We start from the raw sequence: 20,624 nt of genomic DNA, 5'->3' as shown, positions 1-20,624 counted from the left end.
AAAACAATCTTTGTTTAAGATTAAATTAAGTTTGATGAAACTTTTTATTTAATTTTTTTGTTAGATGAAAAAATGAACTTGTGAGGAAAAAATGTCGTTTAATTTAAATAAACTAACTATTAAAGCTCAAGAGGTTGTGCAAAACGCTGTTGAAATTGCACAAAATTATAATAACCAAGTTGTTGAACCGGAACATATTTTGGCTTCGATGCTGCAAGAAAACGGCGGTGTTGCGGAATCCGTGATTCAAAAAACCGGTGCACTTGTTTCTCAAATGAAAATTAAACTTGGCGAACTTTTAGAAACTTTGCCTAAAGTAACTGGGGCGGGAATTGGAAATCAACAATTATCTCAAAATACGGCTCGTCTTTTTGATCGTGCCATATTTGATGCAAATAATTTGAGGGACGAGTTTGTTTCAACCGAACATTTACTTTTGGCACTTACGGAAGATTCGGGAAAAGTCGGTGAACTGCTAAAGAAAAATAATATCACAAAAAATGTAATTTTTTCTGCGTTGAAAGATATTAGAGGAACACAAAGAGTAACCTCTCAAAATGCGGAAGATACTTATGAATCGTTAAAAAAATTCGGAAGAAATTTAAATGTTTTGGCTCGCTCCGGTAAGCTTGATCCGGTAATTGGTCGTGATGAAGAAATTAGAAGAGTTCTTCAAGTTTTATCACGAAGAACAAAAAATAATCCCGTTTTAATTGGCGAACCAGGTGTTGGTAAAACTGCAATTGCAGAAGGACTTGCACATAGAATAATTTCCGGCGATGTTCCCGAAAATTTAAAAACTAAAAATATTGTTGCTTTGGATTTGGGTGCTCTTGTTGCTGGAACTCAATACCGCGGACAGTTTGAAGAACGTTTAAAAGCAATAATAAAAGATGTGCAAAATTCAAACGGAGAAATAATTTTATTTATTGATGAAATTCATCAGTTGGTCGGCGCTGGAAAAACAGATGGAGCAATGGATGCTGCAAACATTCTTAAGCCGGCGTTGGCTCGCGGTGAACTTCATGCAATTGGTGCAACAACTCTTGACGAATATAGAAAACACATTGAAAAGGATGCTGCACTTGAACGAAGGTTTCAACCCGTTATTGTTTCTGAACCAACCGAAGAAGATACTGTTTCTATTTTACGCGGATTAAAAGAACGATATGAAGTTCATCATGGCGTAAGAATTACGGATGGAGCAATTGTTGCCGCAGTTCAACTTTCAAACAGATATATTACTGATAGATTTTTGCCGGATAAAGCGATTGATCTTATTGATGAAGCGGCTTCAAAATTAAGAATAGAAATTGATTCAATGCCGGAAGAATTAGACGTGCTTGAAAGAAAAGTAAAACAAATTGAAATTGAGCGAGAAGCTTTAAAAAGAGAAAAAGATCAAGAGTCTATTCAACGATTGGAAGAACTATCTGCGGAATTAAGTAATCTTCAAGAAGAAAGAAATTTAGTGCGATCACATTGGAATTTAGAAAAGAATAAAATTAAAATTATTCAAACATTAAAAAGTGAGGTTGAAAACTCCAAGGTTCTTTCTGATAAATATGAGCGCGATGGAAATTTGGGGAAAGTTGCAGAAATTAGGTATGGAGTAATTGCTGATTTAGAAAAGAAACTAAAAATAGAAACCGAGGAACTTTCTAAAATTCAAAGGTCGAGTAAAATGTTAAAGGAAGAAGTAGATGCCGAAGACGTTGCAGATGTTGTTGCAAAATGGACAAGAATTCCCGTTAGCAGAATGTTAGAAAGCGAAAGAAGTAAACTGATCAGAATGGAAAATGAACTTCACAAAAGAGTTGTGGGACAAAACGAAGCTGTTTACGCTGTGGCAAATGCTATAAGACGCTCTCGTGCTGGTTTGCATGATTCAACAAAACCAATTGGTTCGTTTGTTTTTGTTGGCACAACCGGTGTAGGAAAAACTGAACTCGCACGTGCTTTGGCAGAATTTCTGTTTAACGACGAACACGCAATGATTAGAATTGATATGTCGGAATATATGGAAAAACATTCCGTTTCCCGCTTGGTTGGTGCGCCCCCCGGATACGTTGGATATGAAGAGGGCGGACAATTAACTGAGTCTGTGCGAAGAAGACCATATTCGGTTGTACTTTTGGATGAAATTGAAAAAGCACATCCCGATGTGTTTAATATTTTGCTTCAAGTTTTAGATGATGGGAGATTGACGGATAATCAAGGAAGAACCATCGATTTTAAAAATACTATTATTATTATGACATCCAACTTGGGTTCTCATTTGTTTCAAGAAAAACTTCACGAGTTTGACGAAGAAAATTATGAAGATATTTTAAGCGACATTAGATTAAAATTAAGTGAACTTTTAAGAAAAACTATTAGGCCAGAATTTTTAAATCGTATTGATGAAATTGTTTTGTTCAAACCGTTATTAAAAAGCGAGCTAAAAAACATTATTGATTTTCAACTTCAAAAAGTTGGAAAATTGCTTGAAGAAAAAAACATAACTCTTGTTATTAAAGATGAAGTAAAAGATTTTCTTCTTTCTATTGGTTCTGATATAACCTATGGAGCAAGACCACTTAAAAGAACAATCCAAAGACATTTAATAAATCCTCTTTCAACAGAGTTATTAATGAATAAGTTTTCTTCCGGCGATACGATTGTTGTAAATTATTCTGGTGATGGAAAAATTAATTTTGTAAAGGATGAGTAATTGTAAAGACGTTGAACCGCAGAAACTTTTTTGTTGGGAATGAATATTTTCATTCCCTATTTTTTATTTATCAAGATGGCAACTTTTAAACTCTGACCAATCTTACTTTATTAACCTTAAAATTTCTTTTCTGTTTTCATCTAAATGCGGCGGTGAAGAAAGTTTAAAGTATTTTTTGTTGTCGATTTTTGATACGTTGGTTCTAACTCCAAAATAAATTTTACCGTTTTTTATATCACTTAAAATTAATTCCTTCGCTTGTTTTTGCTCAAAAACTTCTTTCATGTTTTTTATTAACGCTGCGGGAATTTTATTTTCATCTAAAATTTTTATTGTTTTTTTTGAATCAACTTGGAATATAATTTCAGAAATTATTTTTGTTAATTCCTCTCTAAATTTAACTCTCTTAAAATTTGTTGAGAATTTATCTAAATTGATTTTATAATTTTTATCAAACTTTTCGCAAAATGTTTTAAACTGTTTGTCGTTTCCAATTGCAAGCAAAATATATTTATTATCTTTTGTCAAAAATGTTGTTCCGTATGGAAAAATATTTGGATGATTTGAGCCAACTCTTTCTGGAATAATTCCAACATTTAAAAAATTTGAGGCTTGGTTTGCTAATGAAGAAATTCCCGCATCCAAAAGTGAAACGTGAACAAAACTTCCTTTTCCGGTTTTTTGTTTTTCAATAATCGCCAAAAGAATTGCTTCTTTAATTTGATGTGCTGCAAGAATATCTATTAACGCAACGGGCATTTTTAGCGGCTTGGTTTCGGGTAAGCCATTTATATACATAAATCCAGAATAAGCTTGAATTACCGCATCAAAGGCGGTTCGCTCTTCATTTAATCCAAATCCAGTAATTTGCGCATAAATTATTTTAGTGTTTATTTTATTAATTGATTTGTAATCTGCCTTAAGTTTTTTGTCATCACCAAATTTAAAACTTACCGTAATTATATCAGAAATATTTACAAGCTCAATAAATATTTTATAATCTTCTTTGTTTTCCAAGTCAAGAGAAATGGATTTTTTTCCCCAATTTACCGAGCAGAAATAACTTGATAAATCACTCTGCTGATTTTCTTGCTGATGTTTCCAACTTCTAGTTACGTCTCCTTTTGTTTTAGGATTTTCTACCTTTATAACATCTGCACCGAGTTCTGCAAAAAACATTCCCACTGATGGTCCGGCTAAAACCGAGGAAATTTCTAAAACACGTAATCCTTTAAAAATTTTCATGTGTTAGTATTTTGTTAAAACGTGTTGATAACTTAAAAGTATTTTGTTGGTAACTTTTACTTAATTCAGCTTTTGTTGAAATATAACTTTTATAAATGTTTTATCAACATTTTGTTAATTGAATATTCTTTGTTTTTATATTATTTTGAAACGTTTTCGGATTTATCCACATACTAACAGACTTATTATTTATTATTATTTAAAATTAATTAAGGAAATTAATAATATAGTGTGTTGATAAGTTTATGTTTTTTCTTCTTAATCATAATCTTTCTCTTAATCTTACTCTGCTTTTTTTAAAAAGATATAAAAATTGAGTAAGATTAGGATTAAGAGCAAGATAAAAAAAATTATTTATATAATTCAATAATTGAATTTTCACCGCTTTTTCTATAACCCCTAAACATTCCATCTGTGTTAAACGACATTACAATATTTCCTTTATTATCAATCCCAATAATTCCGCCAAGAGCATTTTGTTTTTTTAACTTATCATTAATTACATATTCTGCAGATTCGGAAAGTGATAACTTTTGATATTCCATTAATGCGGAAATATCATAAGATACAACATTTTTAATAAAATATTCTCCTTGTCCGGTTGATGAAATTGCGCAAGTTTTATTGTTTGCATAAGTCCCAGCCCCAATAATTGGAGAATCACCAACGCGACCGAATTTTTTTCCGCTTAATCCGCCGGTTGATGTTCCAGCGGCTAAGTTTCCCTTTTTATCAATTGCTACACAACCAACCGTTCCGTGTTTTGATTTTTCAGTTTTTTTACTTTTATTATATTCATCAACATTTTCTTGAGTTTTGAAATAAGAATTTTCAACTTTTTCTAATCCAAATTCATCAGCAAATTTTTCTGCGCCATCACCAAACATTAAAACATGAGGCGAGTGTTCCATAACAAAACGTGCTAAAGTTATTGGATTTTTGATATGCTTTATTCCGGCAACACCCCCAGCTTCAATTTTTTCACCGCTCATAATTGAAGCATCTAATTCTACGTTTCCTTCATTATTTAAAACTGCACCTTTCCCGGCATTGAATAACGGAGAGTCTTCCAAAATTCTTAAAGTTGTTTCTACGGCATCAACGGAGCTACCATTATTTTCTAAAATATTATAACCTTCATTTAGTGCTTCTTCTAATTTTAAAATATATTCTTTTTCCTGCTCCGGAGTATATCTTCCCTTATAAATGTAACCAGCTCCACCATGAATGACCAAAGCAAAATCTGTTTTTCTTTTTTCAGATTCTTCAACGTCATTATTTTTAATTTCCTTTACGCAAGAAACGAATAGAAGCGAAAAAATAAAAATGAATAAAAATTTATATTTCATAAGTTTTTCCAAAAAAATTATTGCAAAATTGAATATGATAAAATAAATATTTTTATTTTACCATAAGTTGAAAATAAATTTTAAATGAGGCAAACTTGAAAAAAATAATTTTTTTAATTCTTTTATCCTTTACATTAATATTTGCGCAAGAAAAACAACAATTTAAGAATTTAGAAATTTTAAAAACCACACCGGTAAAAAGTCAAGGGAACTCTGGAACCTGCTGGGTTTTTGCAACAACATCTTTTGTAGAAACAGAATTAATTAGAATGGGCTTCGAAGAAATAGATTTATCTGAAATGTTTACGGTTAATCATAAACTTTTTTCAATGGCAGAAAATTATGTAAGATATCACGGAAAATCTAATTTTGGAGAAGGCGGACAAGCCCACGATTTGTTTCATGCCGTAGAAAAATATGGTATGGTTCCGGAAAGCAATTATTCTGGAAAAAACATTGGATTGGAAATTCATAATCATTCTGAAATGACAAATGTTTTGCAAGGAATGTTAGATGGAATTTTAAAAAATGAAGATGCAAAACTAACTCCAAAATGGAAAGAAGCAGTAAAAGCAGTAATTGATAATTATTTAGGAAAAACTCCGGAAAGATTTGAATATAAAGGAAAAGAATACTCACCAAAAACATTTGCCAAATTTACAAAATTTAATCCGGATGATTATGTGGAAATTACATCCTACACAGACGCTCCGTTTTATGAGAAAATTATTTTGCCTTTGCCGGATAATTGGACACACTCAGAATATTATAATATTCCAATAGATGAAATTATTGAAACTATTGAAAACGCAATAAAGAACGGTTATTCTGTTTGCTGGGATGGTGACAGCGGAAGAGATAATTTTTATCGAGAAGAATGTTACGCTGTAATTCCGGATGAAAAAATTAAAACAGATTCTCTAACACCAGAAGTAGAAAAAGAAATAACCCAAGAAATGCGACAAGCAGCATTTGAAAACTTTGATGTAACCGATGATCATTTGATGCATATTGTTGGAACAGCAGAAAATCAAAACGGAACAAGGTTTTATTACACAAAAAATTCTTGGGGAACAGAAAAAAGAAAATTTGATGGATTTTGGTATATGTCGGAAAATTATGTTAAACTAAAAACCGTTGCAATAATTGTGCACAAAGATTCAATTCCTAAAAATATTAGAGAAAAAATGGGAATTTGAATTATATAAATGAAAAACCACATCAAAAAAATAAACAGGTAAAAAGTTTAAAAAATCCCTAATAATTAAACTTTTTACAGAACCACGTTGTCTAAACATCAAAAAGATACGGTTTAAAGGGAACAAAATTACCCTATTGGAAGTCTATATGTTATATATTTAACAAAACTAAGAAAGGTTTTACTATGAATACAACAAACATAGAAAATCCATTAGCTGAATTAATCAGCGACGAAGTTTATTCTGTTTTAGAAAGTCGCGGATTGATAAATCAAAAATCAGTTCGAGATTATCTAATTAGAAAAAGATTTGATAATCTTAGAGAAAAAGAAATCAGCGCCGGCGATGCAATAGAGAAAATTCAAGAAGATTATCCATATCTTCAATTTGATTCAATTAGAAAAATAATTTATAACAAACCACAAGCATAACCCTTACCTAAATTAGATAGATTCTCCGGCAGAGGAAACTCTGCCTTTTTATTTTAAAGAAAAGATTTGGCAAAAAACTTCTTTCAGAAAGATTAAGGAAATATTTTAAAATCAAAACAATTCTCAAAACACAAGAAAGATGTTTTAGAATCTAAAGTAAACTTTATGCATCAAATCTTAAAAAATTCAAACATATTATTTAAAAGGGAACAAAAATGACACTACAAACCGGATTAAATCATATTGCAACCGCAAATGAGTTAACAAAAATTATAAATGAAAACGAAAACGTAATGGTTTGCTGCGGAAGAATGGGACCAATGTGCATACCAGTTTATGAAGTTATGGAAGAAATTCAAGATCAGTATTCACACGTAAAATTCTTTGATATGGCGTTTGATAGCCCCGAAGCCGGAATAATTAGAAATCTTCCAGAATGCAGAAGCTTTGCCGGATTACCATTCACGGTTTATTATAAAAACGGAAAAGTTGCAAAAGCTACATCAAGCATTCAAAATATGGATCAAGTTACAAGTATTTTAGATAAGGAATTTAAAAGCTAAAATGGAAAACAATTTTGATGTAATTGTTATCGGCGGCGGTCCGGCTGGATTAACAGCTGGAATTTATTTATCCAGAGCAAAACTTTCAACATTAATTTTAAATGAAGGCGCGGCTGGCGGACAAATGGTTTTAACCCACGAAGTTGCAAATTATCCCGGAATAGAAAGTATAAGCGGATACCAACTTTCCCGAAACATGCGTAAACAAGCCGAAAAATTTGGAGGTAAAGTTAAATCAAATATAAAAGTTACAAATCTAAATTTAAGTGACGATATAAAATCTGTAGAAATAAATAACAATGAAACATTTTTTGCAAAATCCATAATACTTGCAACTGGCGGAAAATCAAGAACAATAGGTGCAAAAGGCGAAGACATATTTAAAGGAAAAGGAATTTCATATTGTGCAACTTGCGATGGAGATTTTTTTCAGGACAAAAATATAATTGTTGTTGGTGGAGGAAATTCAGCACTTGAAGAAGCTGTTTCTTTAACAAAGTACGCAAACTCTGTAACCGTTGTACATCAGTTTGATCATTTTCAAGCTTTTGAAAGCGCAGTTCACGAAGCGAAGTCAAATTCAAAAATTAATTTTATTATGGAGTCCGAAATTCAAGAGTTTATAGGAAAAGATAAACTTGAGAAAGTTATAATTAAAAATATGCGAACCGGGGAATTTTCCTCGAAAGAAATCGACGGCGTATTTATTTTAATCGGATATGTTCCAAACACAGAATCTTTAATGGGAATAATAGAAGTAAACAATAGAAACGAAATTATTACCAACGATTTGATGGAAACAAACATTCCAGGAGTTTTTGCTGCGGGAGATTCGAGAGCAAAAAGATTTCGACAAATAACAACATCTGTTAGCGATGGAACAATTGCCGCGCTTAGCGCAGCGGAATATGTGGAGAAACATAAAGAAGTATTAGCTTAATTTTGAGTAAGAGACCAGATTTTCTTGTCTCTTACTTTTGTGTATCTGCCAAGAGATGTAAATATTTTGAAAAACAATATAAAACACCGGACCCAAAACCGCAATTGGACTAATAAAAGTTAGTGCAACCCACAAAGTAAAACCATTGTTTTTTTGTCCTAACGATTGTGAACTCTCCACATTAAAATTTTTCGGGGAAATTAATTTTCCTATATAAAAAGAGAGAAAGCAAATTATAAGTGAGAAGAAAGCTATTTTATAAATTATCGGATCACCAAAACCAATTTCCTCTCTGATATAATTACTTGCTTTTGCAGTGCCAATGTTGATATTAAAAACCAAAACGTAAAACACATACTTGTTAAAACCGATTAAAAATTTTTTTGCGGATGGAAAATACTTTTTTATCAAAATTGATAAAACAAACGGAATTAGAAAAATTTCAGAAACCGGACGAAGTACATCAACAAAAGAAATACTTGAGGAATCATTTAAAATTTCTGGAATTAAAAAAGGTAAAATAAAAGCAATAACAAAATTTGTTAACAAAATTGAAATTACAGTATACTCAATTTTTTTGTTCAGAATGTTTATAATTATTGGCGAAGCAACCGCCGTTGGCGCAATTCCGGTAATAAACGCAACTTGTGCAAGTGTTTTGTTTTCAAAAAAGATTAGTAAAAAATAAAAAGTAAACGGAATTAAAAAATTTGCAAAAAGTATATAGAAATGATTTATTACAAAGTCTTTTCTTTTTACCTCCATTTTTAAAAAGGAAAAGAATAACATTATCATTAAAAGATATTTTATTAAATAGGATAACTCGTGAGTAAATGGAAACAAAATTCCCAGCGATATTGCAAACAATAAAAAAACTGTTTTCATTGTAACAACATTTTAAAAATGAGTAAATGTGATTTGCCGCGCGTCATATATATAAAATTAATGAAATAATTAGTAAACATAATTTGTAAATTTACTTTTGTAAATCGAATTTATAGAAAGAAACAATGAATGTTGCAATTTGTTAATCTGCATAAACCACATCAAGAAAAATATTCTCATAAAATTATTTCACAGGTAAAATATTATTTAAAGAAATAATTTCGTTAAAAAAACATCAGAAAGTTTAAGTTATAAGAAATATTATAAATAAAGTAAATTAGGTAAAAAATGAATAAGCAAAAATTAACAATAATATTAGTCGGAGCGGCTATAATTATTTTTTCATTTTTCTCAATGAAAATGATTAGCGGATTTAAAGAAGAACCAAAAACAAAACCAGCAGAAGAAATAGTAAGGTTTGTAAAAGCTAAACCGATTAAATATTCCGATGTTTCCTCTACGCATATTGCAAACGGTAGAGTTTATTCGCAATCTGAAATTACATTAAGCGCAGAAGTTACCGGAAAAATTCTTGAAGGAAATGTTGCGTTTAAAGAAGGACAAATTTTTATGAAAGGTGATTTGCTTTTAAGAATTTATGATAACGAAGCCGCGCTAAATTTAAAAGCAGAAGTAAGTTCCTTTTTAACTCAGCTTGCTGGAATTTTACCGGATATGAAAATTGATTTTCCCGAAACATATCCAACTTGGTATAAGTTTTTTGAGCAAATTGAAATTGATAAAGACTTGCCAAATTTGCCGGAAATAAAATCTACCCAAGAAAAAGTTTTTCTTTCAAGCAAAAGTATTTTAACTAAATATTATACTTTAAAAAGCAACGAATCAAAATTTAAAAAGTATTCAATTTATGCGCCGTTTAATGGAGCAATTTCACAAGTAAATTTAGAAGTTGGAGCAATTGCAAACGCTGGAGCAGCACTCGCAAAAATTATAAACACAAATATTTTGGAAGTTGAGATTCCGTTGGAAATTGAAAATGCAAAATGGATAAACGTTGGCGATAAAGTTTCTTTAACCGATGAACTAAACGAATATAAATGGTTTGGAAATGTGATTAGAAAAGCCGGCGACTTAAATCAGCAAACACAATCAATAAGTGTTTATGTTCAGCTCGCAAACAATAATCACAAGCCGGTTTATCGCGGGCAATATTTGAAAGCAACTTTCTCAAACATTCCTTTAAATAATGTTATGGAAATTCCAAGAAACTCTGTTTTCAATTCAAATGAAGTTTTCACAATCGAAAATAATGCTCTTGTAAAAACAAAAATTAATGTTGTAAAAACCAATGACAAAACTCTTTTCTTCAACGGATTGAACGAAAACGCAAACGTTGTAGTTGAGCCATTAATTAACGCTGCGGAAGGAACCAAAGTTAAAATTATTGAATAACAATTTTTGAAAAAGGAACTTTTGGAGAAATATTAATGAAAAAACTCTTAACAACTTTTGTAAAATATCCGTTTTATGCAAACATAATAATTGCCGCAATTGTAATTGCCGGAATGTTAAGTTTACTTTCGATGAAAAAATCATTCTTTCCGGAAAGATCATCGCGCTTTATAAATATTACGGTTGCTTATCCCGGCGCATCGCCAAAAGAAATGGAAGAAGGCGTTACATCGCGCGTTGAACAAGCGATTAGAGGAATTGTTGGAATTAAAGAGTTTACATCAACATCCTCGGAAAATTTTGCTCGCGTTCAAATAGAAATAATTACGGGATACGATATTGACGAAGCTTTAATGGAAATTAAAAACGCTGTTGATGGAATCAGCTCGTTTCCGGTTGATGCCGAACGACCTATTGTTTTTAAACAAAGAGAAACAACAAACGCAGCAAATTTAGGACTCTCCGGCGAAGTAGATTTAGAAACCTTAAAAAATTATGCATACGATATTGAAGATGATTTTCTTAACTCCGGATTAATTTCTCAAATATCAATCAGCGGTTTTCCGGATTTAGAAATTTCGGTTGAAGTTCCCGAAAATGTTTTGTTGCGTTATAATTTAACATTCGACCAAATTTCCGCTGCAATTGCAAACAACAACAGAGATATTTCTGCGGGAGAAATAAAATCCGAAGAAGAGGAAATATTAATTCGAGCGCGTAATCGTTCTGTTGATCCAAGCACAATTGGAGACATTATTCTTCGTGCAAACACAGACGGAAGCTATTTGAGAATTAGAGATATTGCAACCATCAAAAGAAAATTTTCTGAAGTTGTAAACAAATCTTACATAAACGGAAAGCGAGGAATTTTCTTTAACATCGCAAAATTAGATACGGAAGATTTAGGAGAAATTTCTGATTTCATAAATAAATATGTAAAAGAGTTTAACGAAAAACATAACAATGTAAAATTAGAAGTAACATATGATTTTCTTTATATGCTTAACAGCCGATTAAATTTACTTATCAACAACGGCGGCTCCGGTTTAATTCTTGTTGTAATTTCACTTGCATTGTTTTTAAGCTTGCGTGTTTCGCTTTGGGTTGCGTGGGGAATCCCCTCGGCGTTTTTGGGAATGTTTGTGATTGCAAATCTTTCCGGAATTACAATCAACATGATTTCGTTGTTTGGAATGATTTTAGTAATTGGAATTCTGGTTGATGATGGAATTGTAATCGGCGAAAACATATTCACACATTTTGAAATGGGAAAAAGTCCACGCCGTGCCGCAATTGATGGAACAATAGAAGTAATTCCTTCCATTATTACTTCTGTAACAACAACAATGGTCGCTTTTGCTCCGCTTTTATTTTTAGTTGGACAAATGGAAATGATGTATGAAATGGCATTTATTGTTGTAGTAAGTTTAGGGGTTTCATTAATAGAAGCAATTTTTGTTTTGCCCGCACATTTGGCAAACCCACATGTTTTAAAGCGAAACGAAAAACACAGTAAATTTAAAAACGCAATAGAAAATTTTATTGATAAAATAAGAAACAAAACTTATGCAAAATTGTTAGTTATAATTTTAAAATGGCGATGGATAGTGGTTACAATTCCGGTTGCGTTAATTTTAGTTACCATTGGTTTAATTCAAGGAACAGTAATTAAAACAACCTTCTTCCCTTCGGTTGCGTTTGATATGTTTTCGGTAAACATTGCATTCACTCCCGGTGCCGGTGAAAAACAAACCACAGAGTATTTAGAAAAGTTTGATAAAAAAATTCAAGAAGTTGAACTTCAACTTGAAAAAGAATTTGCCGATACAAATAAATTTATTACATATACTTTTAGATCAATCGGGTCTGCGTTTCAAGGACAAGAAATAGGCTCCCACGCCGGAAACATAAACGTTATGATGCGTGATATGGAAGGCGCACCAATTACAACTTACGAAGTTGCTGAACGCGTAAGACAAGCAATCGGTGAAATACCCGAAGCGGAAAAGTTTACAGTTGGCTCTATAAATCGTTGGGGAGCACCAGTATCAATAAGTTTATTAGGAAAAGAAATTTCCGAATTGGAAAACGCTAAAAAATATTTGGAAGCAAAACTTAGGGAATTTACTGAACTTCAAAACATTACAAACAACAATGCTGAAGGAAAACAAGAGGTAAAATTAAAACTAAAACCGCAAGCATACTTTTTGGGATTAACACTAAATGATATTACAAATCAAATTAGACAAGGATTTTACGGCGGTCAAGTTCAAAGATTGCAGCAAGGCAAAGATGAAATTAGAGTTTGGGTTCGTTATCCGCAAAGTGATAGATTAACAATCGGACAAATGGAAAAAACTAAAATTAAAACCGCACTTGGTGAATATCCGCTTTCGGAATTGGTTACATATAATATTGAAAGAGGTCCGGTAAGCATTAAAAGATATAATGCTGAGAAAGAAGTTAGGGTTGAAGCAGATTTAATAGATCCATATGCCCCGGTTCCGCCAATTTTAGAAAGAGTTGCTTCACAAATAATTCCACAAATGCAAGCACAATTTCCCGGTGTAAATGTTGAATATCAAGGGCAGCAAAAAAATAGTAATGAAGCCGTTGCAGATTTGCAAAAACTTTTTGGAATTGCTTTTGCTGTGATCATTTTAATTTTGATTTTACATTTCAAGTCTATGTCGCATGCCGGAATTATTTTAATGATGATTCCGCTTTCGTTTATTGGTGCAGTCTGGGGACATGGAATTCACGGACAACCAATTTCAATATTGAGCGCGTGGGGAATGGTTGCACTTTCAGGAGTTATAATTAATGATGCCGTAGTATTTCTTTCAAAATATAATCAAAATCTTTTGGAAGGAATGAATGTTCACGATGCGGTGTTTGATGCCGGAAAATCAAGGTTTCGCGCAATAATGTTAACATCAATCACAACCGTTGCGGGTTTATATCCAATAATTTTAGAAAACAGCTTTCAAGCACAGTTCTTAATTCCGATGGCAATTTCATTGGCTTACGGAGTTTTAATAGGAACCGGATTTACATTATTGTTTTTCCCGGTTTTAATTTATACACTAAACGATATAAGAGTTTTTAAAGCAAAATTATTAGGAAGAGGAAATTTATCACCGGAAGAAGTTGAACCGGCAATAATCAATAGCAAAATTTCTGTAGATTAATTTTTAGGAAAAGTTTAATGAAATTTAAAAAATATATTTATGGTTTAATCTTATTTTCGTCAATTAATTATTTTGCACAAGAAAAACTTACCCTTTCTGATGCAATAAAATTAGGACTCGAAAACAATTACGATATTAGAATTGCAAAAAAAGATTTGCAAATTGCCGATGAAAACAATTCATGGGGAACCGCCGGAAGATATCCAACAGTTGATGTTAGCCTAACATCGGTAAATAGATTTGATGATACCGGAACTAACGAAGTTAAGACAAATAGCTTGGTTCCATCAGCAACATTAAATTGGACATTGTTTAACGGATTCAAAATTTATAACACAAAAGACAGATTAGAAAAAATTTATAATCTTACGGAAGGCAATGTAGCTTTTCTTGTTGAGAACAGAATCCAATCAATTATTTTAGGATATTATAACGTACTTCTGCAAAAAGAAAAATTAAATGTTTTTGAAGAGGTTGAAAAATTATCAAAAGATAGATATGACCGCGCGCAATTAAGCAAAGAAATAGGCAGCTCTGTAAGTTATGAAGTTCTTCAAGCAAAAAATTCTTGGCTGGAAGACAGATCAACATATCTTTCTCAAAAATTATTTTTAGATAATTCCATTCGTTCTTTGAATTTGCTTATTGGTGAGAAGAATGATAAAACTTATGATTTTATTGATGATTTTTCGGTTTTAGAAAATCAATATTTGTTTGATGATTTAAAAAACAAAATGTTAGTAAACAACAGAACTCTTAAAAATCAATATATAAACCAGATGATTTCAGAAAAAAACATTGATATTACAAGAGATGATTTTTATCCAACACTGCGATTAAACGCCGGCTACGATTATGAAAATTCGAACCAGACAATTAATAATCTTCCAAAAGTAAATACAAAAGGATATGATTATTACGCTAATTTAGTTTTAGGCTGGAATATATTTAACGGTCTGAACACCAAGCGGGCATTGGAAATTGCGAAGATTGAAAACGAAATTAGCAAAATTGAAACCGAGCAAATTGAACACTCATTAACAAACACACTTTCGCAACTTTTTGAATTATATAACATTAGAAAGGAACTTTTAATTGTTGCCAATGAAAATCTGGAAGCAGCAAAATTGAATTTGGAAATATCTCAAGAAAAATTTAAAAATGGTTCAATAAGTTCATTCAATTTTAGAGATATACAAATTATTTTTCTAAATGCGTCGGTTCAAAAACTGAACGCGATTTATAATTTAAAAGAAACCGACACGGAATTAGCAAGAATTACCGGATCAATAATTTCTGAAAATTAAATGAACAAATTAATAAACTCTGCCAAACACTTAAGTTTTTTTACAATAGCTTATAATATTGGCGAAGGATTTATCTCTGTGTTTTTCGGTGCGGAAGAAGAAACTTTAGCCTTATTTGGATTTGGTTTGGATAGTTTTGTGGAAGTAATTTCCGGCGTTGGAATTCTTCACATGATTTTACGAATGCAAAAAAGTGAAATTACACAAAGAGACAATTTTGAACGAACAGCTTTAAAAATTACGGGAAATTCATTTTATATTTTATCAGCGGGATTAATAATTGGTGCAATTTTAAATTTAGTTTATCAGCACAAACCGGAAACAACCATTGCAGGAATTGTTATTTCAGTGATTTCAATTTTCACAATGTATTTTTTGATGAACGCAAAATTAAAAATCGGTAAAGAATTAAACTCAGATGCAATAATTGCAGATGCGAACTGTACAAAAACATGTTTTTATCTTTCATTCATTCTTCTTTTCTCAAGCGCATTTTATGAGATTTTTCAAATTGGATTTTTGGATATTTTAGGATCACTTGGAATAGCATACTTTTCTTTTAAAGAAGGAAAAGAAGCAATAGAAAAATCAAAATCAGAAAAACTTTCTTGCACTTGCGGATGTCATAAATAATAAAAAATCCATAGTTAAAAGTTTTTATTAAAGGACTTAACGATATGTCGAGATCGCATTAGTCTTCACAACAGAATCAATTTTTTGTTATTGCTCCGCATTTACCAAATTATAATTAATATAAAAGAGGCCATCTTTTTAATTCACACTATAAATTATTTAGAATTCTCATCGGTTGGTTAGCGAATTCGAATGGTAAATAAAATTTTATCTTGTCAAATGTTTATTACGAAAAATCCCAAAATTAAATAATGAATTTACGTTTTTTACATGTTTCAAAAACTTAATTTGTAATTTTAACAAGTTATTAAAAATTTCTATGCAAAAATCCATTGAAATAAATAAAAAAATCAGTCGCGGAATAAGTTTAGGAAATGCCCTCGAAGCTCCCAACGAAGGTGATTGGGGTGTTAAAATTCTGCCAGAATATTTTAAATTTATTAAGGACGCGGGATTTTCTTCGGTAAGAATTCCAATTCGTTGGTCTGCACACATTTATAATCAAACAACATTTGAAATTAAAGAGAATTTTTTTGCAAGGGTTGATGAAGTAATAAATCAAGCATTACAAAATAATTTGATTGTAATAATTAACATTCATCATTTTAATGAATTGTATTTCCATCCATTTAAATTTGAAGAAAAATTTTATTTACTTTGGAAACAAATAAGTGAACATTATAAAAATTATCCGGAAAATTTACTTTTTGAAATTCTAAACGAGCCGCATCATTTCTTAACACCACGTATTTGGAATAATCAAATTAAAAAAGTTGTTCCTGTAATTAGAAATAAAAACAGAGACCGTATTCTTTTAATAGGTCCCGCAAAATGGAATAATCTGGAAGGTTTAAGAAAATTAGAAGTTCCAAAAGAGTTTAAGAATATTATTATAACATTTCATTATTACAAACCTTTTGTTTTTACTCACCAAGAAGCAGAATGGGTAAGATTTAGCAAATTTTTCAAAGGCAAAACTTGGAATGCTACCAACAAAGAAATTCAGAAAATTAAAAAACACTTTAATTTTATTAGCAATTGGGGAAATAGAAATAATTTTCCAATTAACTTAGGTGAGTTCGGTGCTTATCACAAAGCTGATATAGAATCCAGAATTAGGTGGAACAAAACTGTTTCGGATTTGGCGAAAACAAACGGTTTTAGTTATATTTATTGGGAGTTTGGAGCTGGTTTTGGGGTTTTTGATATCCCCAAAAATGAGTGGAAAAGAGGTTTATTAAATTCAATAATTTAGTAATGTTAATTTCTTTTCGAAAGAATATTAAAACTCAATTTCTTCCGGATTTGGACCAATTCTGTAATTTCTATTCAAAGAATCAATGATATTTACTTCCTCTGGTGATATTTCGAAATCAAAAATTTGCGAATTTTCTAAAATTCTTTCCTTGCGCGAAGACTTTGGAATTGTAACAATTCCCTTTTGAATATTCCACCTTAATGTAATTTGAGTCGGGGTCTTTTTGTGTTTTTGTGCAATTTTAATAATTTCATCAATTTCATTTACTTTTCCTTTCATAATCGGAGCCCACGCTTCAACAAATATTTTATTTTCTTTACAAAATTTCAATAGATCGTTTTGAGTTAAGTATGGATGCAATTCAACTTGATTGATTGTTGGGTGAATGTCAGAAACTTTCATCAACTCTTTCAGGTGTTTAATAGCAAAATTGCTTACCCCAATTGCTTTAACACATTTTTCATTATATAGCTTTTCAAGCGCTTTCCACGTTGAACTAATTTTTCCGGTAACCGGCCAATGAATTAGATACAAATCTATATAATCTGTTTGTAATTTTTTTAAACTTTCTGAAAAAGCCTTAAGGGTTTTTTCATAACCTTGGTTTGAATTCCATACTTTTGTTGTAATAAAGATTTCGTCTCTTTTTATTCCACTAGAATTTACAGCGGTTCCTACACCCTTTTCGTTGCCATAAAGAGCAGCGGTATCAATACTTCTATAACCTATTTCCAAAGCATAACTTACAGACTTTTCTGTTTCGCTCGCATCGTCCATTTGCCAAACACCTAAACCCAGTATGGGCATAATTACATCGTTATTTAAAACTATTGTTTTGTTTTTTTCGTATACCATGGTTTACATCAACCCAAATTGTGTAAAATGGTGTGTAAAATGTTTTTTATGAAACACCAGCCATTCATTAAAATTTAATGGACCAAAAGTTGCATTAATTGGTTCGTTGTTTGGATTATTTTTGAAATAATTGAAAAATTCTTTAATTTGTAATTTCAACTCATCTTTTGCAGAATCTAAACTATTAAAAATTAATGGTTGTAGTCCTTCACCTAGCACCGGATTAATAAAATTTTTTGGCAATGGTTTTGGGCCTAATAGAATTTTTTTCAAAATTGGATATTTTTCTGGAGGATTTAAACATTTATCAACTGAAAATTTTCCATTACTTGATTTTACAGCCAAAGTTAAATGTTCAACCATGTGCTGGGGAGTCATAATTCCCCACAAAGGTTTTGTCTCTGGTTTTAGATTTATTAAATCCTCAAAAAAAGTTTCAAAATTCATTATTCAGCTTTGAAATCAACTTTTTTATGTGTTCCGTCACAAAACGGTTTGTTTGCTGATTGCCCGCATCTACAAAGAAAAACCTTTTCTGATTCTTTTATTGTTTCGCCAGAACTATTTTTTACAATTAAGCTTCCTTCTATCATAAGTGGACCGTTGAGTAAAACCGAAATCTTTGTCTTTTCCAATTTATCCTCGCATTTTATCTAACAATTCGTTTAATGTATTAACTTCTTTAGTGGTTAAGTTACTAAACAATTTTATAAACTCGTCATCTATTGAATCTAAGTCTTTTAGCACCTCAAGTCCCTTTTCGGTAATGTTTATATCGGATTTTCGTCTATCGTTTTTACAAATATTTCTATTTAATAATTTTTTTATTCGCAGTCTTTCAACAAGTCTTGACGCATCAGACATTTTATCCAACATTCTGTCTCTTAAAACATTTACAGAAACTGGTTGTGGATGTTGTCCCCGAAGAATTCTTAAAATATTAAATTGATTTCCGGTTATGCCATATTTATCAAAAAACTTCTTTTGATAATTCATTAACCAGCCGTGAGTAAATATAATATTCACGGCTAGTTTTTGAAAATCTGACTTAAACTTTTTTTGCTTAATTTCTTCTTCTAATTTCATCAATTATTGTTTGTTAAGTTCAAGATTTATTTGCAGTTCTACATCTTCGCTTACAACCAGTCCGCCGGTTTCCAATGCTGCATTCCACTTCAAACCGTAATCGAATCTATTAATTACACCAGAAACTTTAAATCCCGCTTTTGTGTTTCCCCAAGGATCTTTTACAGTTCCATTATATTTAACATCCAAAGTAACTGATTTGGTTACATCTCTCATTGTAAAATCACCGACTAATTTATAGTTTTTTTCACTAACTTTTTTGAAAGATTTTCCCACAAATTTAATTTTTGGAAATTTTTCAACATTGAAGAAATCATCAGACTGTAAATGTTGATCTCTTTTTTCGTTATCTGTATCAATGCTGTTAACATCTGCTGAAAATTCAATTTGTGCATCTTCAAAATTATTTTCACTTTTTGAAACGACTTTTACGTCATAGTTATTAAATTGACCTTCGGTTTCAGAAATAATCATGTGTGTTACGCTAAAACCAATTTTAGAATGTGATTTATCGAGCCCCCAATTTATTTGAGCAAAATTAATTCCAGCGGTTAAAAGAAGAAGTGCTGCTATTTTAAATGATTTCATTTTATTGCCTTTCTTTATTTGTTAAGATAATTTGTCTTATTTATAATTCAAATATACGTTATAACATTAAATGTTGCAACACATATTTTTTGTTTGCGAAAAAAATAATGGTGTAATAGATTTTTTTAATTCTTAATTTTATAAAATTTGAAATGAACCTATCATAAAATTTTGCTATCTGTTAACTAGTTGACTTAATTTTATACCAAGATTTGTTTTCCGTTTTTCCTTTTATAGCTTCTTTACCTATTTTAACACAATCATTTAATTTCGAAAACTTTTTTGTAAATAAAATGTAGAACATTAAGAAATATTTAAGAAAGAACTTTACACAATGAAAAAAATTACTTTATTAGTTATTGTTATTACTATTATTTTATCAACCAACGAAAATATTTTTTCACAAAAAATTAAGAAAGAAAAAAATATGCAGACTGAAATTGCAACTTTTGGAACCGGCTGTTTTTGGTGTACAGAAACAATTTTTGAAAAATTAAAAGGTGTTGAATCGGCAGTTTCTGGTTACAGCGGCGGAACACAGGAAAATCCCACATATAAAGAGGTATGCACCGGAAATACCGGACATGCAGAAGTTATTCAAATTACTTTTGATCCATCTGTTATTTCGTTCAAGGAAATGTTGGAAGTTTTTTGGAAAACACACGATCCAACAACTTTAAACCGACAAGGTGAAGACGTTGGAACTCAATACAGATCAGCAATTTTTTATCACAACGATGAACAAAAGAAATTAGCAGAAGAATATAAATCTAAATTAGAATCTGCAAAAGTTTATAACAATCCAATTGTTACGGAAATTACCAAATTCACAAAATTTTATCCGGCGGAAAATTATCATCAAGATTATTACGAACAAAATAAGTCTCAACCTTACTGCAGTTTTGTGATTACTCCAAAAGTAGAAAAATTTAAGAAAGTTTTTGAATCAAAGTTAAAATAAATTTTCT

Annotated in this window: 19 protein-coding genes; 11 read left to right on the top strand and 8 right to left on the bottom strand. The window is 30.9% G+C overall.

Annotated features, from left to right (window positions below; translation table 11 throughout):
* Positions 1-91: 91 nt before the first annotated feature.
* Complete coding sequence (gene clpB / locus IPM32_04815; protein ID MBK8944577.1) at positions 92-2,713, top strand: ATP-dependent chaperone ClpB; 2,622 nt, start codon at positions 92-94, stop codon at positions 2,711-2,713.
* Between the two features lie 102 nt (positions 2,714-2,815).
* Here clpB and IPM32_04810 read toward each other — a convergent pair whose 3' ends face one another.
* Positions 2,816-3,958: a CoA transferase gene (locus IPM32_04810; protein ID MBK8944576.1), complete on the bottom strand. Its 1,143-nt coding sequence runs from the start codon at positions 3,956-3,958 to the stop codon at positions 2,816-2,818.
* Between the two features lie 350 nt (positions 3,959-4,308).
* Positions 4,309-5,307 carry an isoaspartyl peptidase/L-asparaginase gene (locus IPM32_04805; protein MBK8944575.1) on the bottom strand — a complete coding sequence of 333 codons (999 nt, stop codon included), beginning with the start codon at positions 5,305-5,307 and terminating at the stop codon, positions 4,309-4,311.
* A gap of 77 nt (positions 5,308-5,384) precedes the next feature.
* Between IPM32_04805 and IPM32_04800 the strand changes: the two genes are divergently transcribed.
* The 4 genes from IPM32_04800 (at position 5,385) to trxB (ending at position 8,440) form a co-directional block, all read left to right on the top strand.
* On the top strand, positions 5,385-6,506 hold the full coding sequence (locus IPM32_04800) for an aminopeptidase (protein ID MBK8944574.1): 1,122 nt from the start codon (positions 5,385-5,387) through the stop codon (positions 6,504-6,506).
* A 185-nt stretch (positions 6,507-6,691) separates the two neighbouring features.
* A complete protein-coding gene (locus IPM32_04795; GenBank protein MBK8944573.1) occupies positions 6,692-6,937 on the top strand; it encodes a hypothetical protein in 246 nt (81 codons plus the stop codon).
* Between the two features lie 215 nt (positions 6,938-7,152).
* Positions 7,153-7,500 (top strand): thioredoxin, encoded by a 348-nt coding sequence (locus IPM32_04790; protein MBK8944572.1) that lies wholly within the window; start codon positions 7,153-7,155, stop codon positions 7,498-7,500.
* A 1-nt stretch (position 7,501) separates the two neighbouring features.
* On the top strand, positions 7,502-8,440 hold the full coding sequence (gene trxB, locus IPM32_04785; protein MBK8944571.1) for a thioredoxin-disulfide reductase: 939 nt from the start codon (positions 7,502-7,504) through the stop codon (positions 8,438-8,440).
* Here the strand turns inward: trxB and IPM32_04780 are convergent.
* A complete protein-coding gene (locus IPM32_04780) occupies positions 8,432-9,325 on the bottom strand; it encodes a hypothetical protein (GenBank protein ID MBK8944570.1) in 894 nt (297 codons plus the stop codon). The genes trxB and IPM32_04780 overlap by 9 nt on opposite strands.
* Before the next feature lie 288 nt (positions 9,326-9,613).
* Between IPM32_04780 and IPM32_04775 the strand changes: the two genes are divergently transcribed.
* From IPM32_04775 to IPM32_04755, 5 genes are all read left to right on the top strand, one after another.
* Positions 9,614-10,738: an efflux RND transporter periplasmic adaptor subunit gene (locus IPM32_04775; protein MBK8944569.1), complete on the top strand. Its 1,125-nt coding sequence runs from the start codon at positions 9,614-9,616 to the stop codon at positions 10,736-10,738.
* A gap of 35 nt (positions 10,739-10,773) precedes the next feature.
* Complete coding sequence (locus IPM32_04770; protein MBK8944568.1) at positions 10,774-13,929, top strand: efflux RND transporter permease subunit; 3,156 nt, start codon at positions 10,774-10,776, stop codon at positions 13,927-13,929.
* Positions 13,930-13,946: 17 nt separating this feature from the next.
* Positions 13,947-15,236: a TolC family protein gene (locus IPM32_04765; GenBank protein MBK8944567.1), complete on the top strand. Its 1,290-nt coding sequence runs from the start codon at positions 13,947-13,949 to the stop codon at positions 15,234-15,236.
* Entirely contained in the window at positions 15,237-15,869 is a 633-nt protein-coding gene (locus tag IPM32_04760) for a cation transporter (protein MBK8944566.1), read from the top strand.
* A 319-nt stretch (positions 15,870-16,188) separates the two neighbouring features.
* Positions 16,189-17,124 (top strand): glycoside hydrolase family 5 protein, encoded by a 936-nt coding sequence (locus IPM32_04755; protein ID MBK8944565.1) that lies wholly within the window; start codon positions 16,189-16,191, stop codon positions 17,122-17,124.
* A gap of 27 nt (positions 17,125-17,151) precedes the next feature.
* Here the strand turns inward: IPM32_04755 and IPM32_04750 are convergent, their stop codons facing one another.
* Genes IPM32_04750 through IPM32_04730 form a run of 5 tightly spaced genes read right to left on the bottom strand, consistent with a single transcriptional unit; the run spans position 17,152 to position 19,656 of the window.
* Positions 17,152-17,982, bottom strand: coding sequence for an aldo/keto reductase (locus tag IPM32_04750; GenBank protein MBK8944564.1), 831 nt, complete (start codon positions 17,980-17,982; stop codon positions 17,152-17,154).
* Between the two features lie 3 nt (positions 17,983-17,985).
* Positions 17,986-18,429 (bottom strand): hypothetical protein, encoded by a 444-nt coding sequence (locus IPM32_04745; protein ID MBK8944563.1) that lies wholly within the window; start codon positions 18,427-18,429, stop codon positions 17,986-17,988.
* Positions 18,429-18,575: a CDGSH iron-sulfur domain-containing protein gene (locus IPM32_04740; GenBank protein ID MBK8944562.1), complete on the bottom strand. Its 147-nt coding sequence runs from the start codon at positions 18,573-18,575 to the stop codon at positions 18,429-18,431. The genes IPM32_04745 and IPM32_04740 overlap by 1 nt, the downstream gene beginning before the upstream one ends.
* A gap of 43 nt (positions 18,576-18,618) precedes the next feature.
* Entirely contained in the window at positions 18,619-19,068 is a 450-nt protein-coding gene (locus IPM32_04735) for a MarR family transcriptional regulator (GenBank protein MBK8944561.1), read from the bottom strand.
* Positions 19,069-19,071: 3 nt separating this feature from the next.
* Complete coding sequence (locus tag IPM32_04730; protein MBK8944560.1) at positions 19,072-19,656, bottom strand: YceI family protein; 585 nt, start codon at positions 19,654-19,656, stop codon at positions 19,072-19,074.
* 334 nt (positions 19,657-19,990) lie between these two features.
* On the opposite strand from IPM32_04730, the gene msrA reads away from it, so the two are divergent.
* Positions 19,991-20,617 (top strand): peptide-methionine (S)-S-oxide reductase MsrA, encoded by a 627-nt coding sequence (gene msrA / locus IPM32_04725; protein ID MBK8944559.1) that lies wholly within the window; start codon positions 19,991-19,993, stop codon positions 20,615-20,617.
* Positions 20,618-20,624 lie beyond the last annotated feature (7 nt).

The sequence above is a fragment of the Ignavibacteriota bacterium genome (genome assembly GCA_016716225.1).
Taxonomy (GTDB): Bacteria; Bacteroidota; Ignavibacteria; order Ignavibacteriales; family Melioribacteraceae.
Note: the sequence above shows the minus strand (reverse complement) of the source record. Positions and strands in the feature narration are given on the sequence as shown.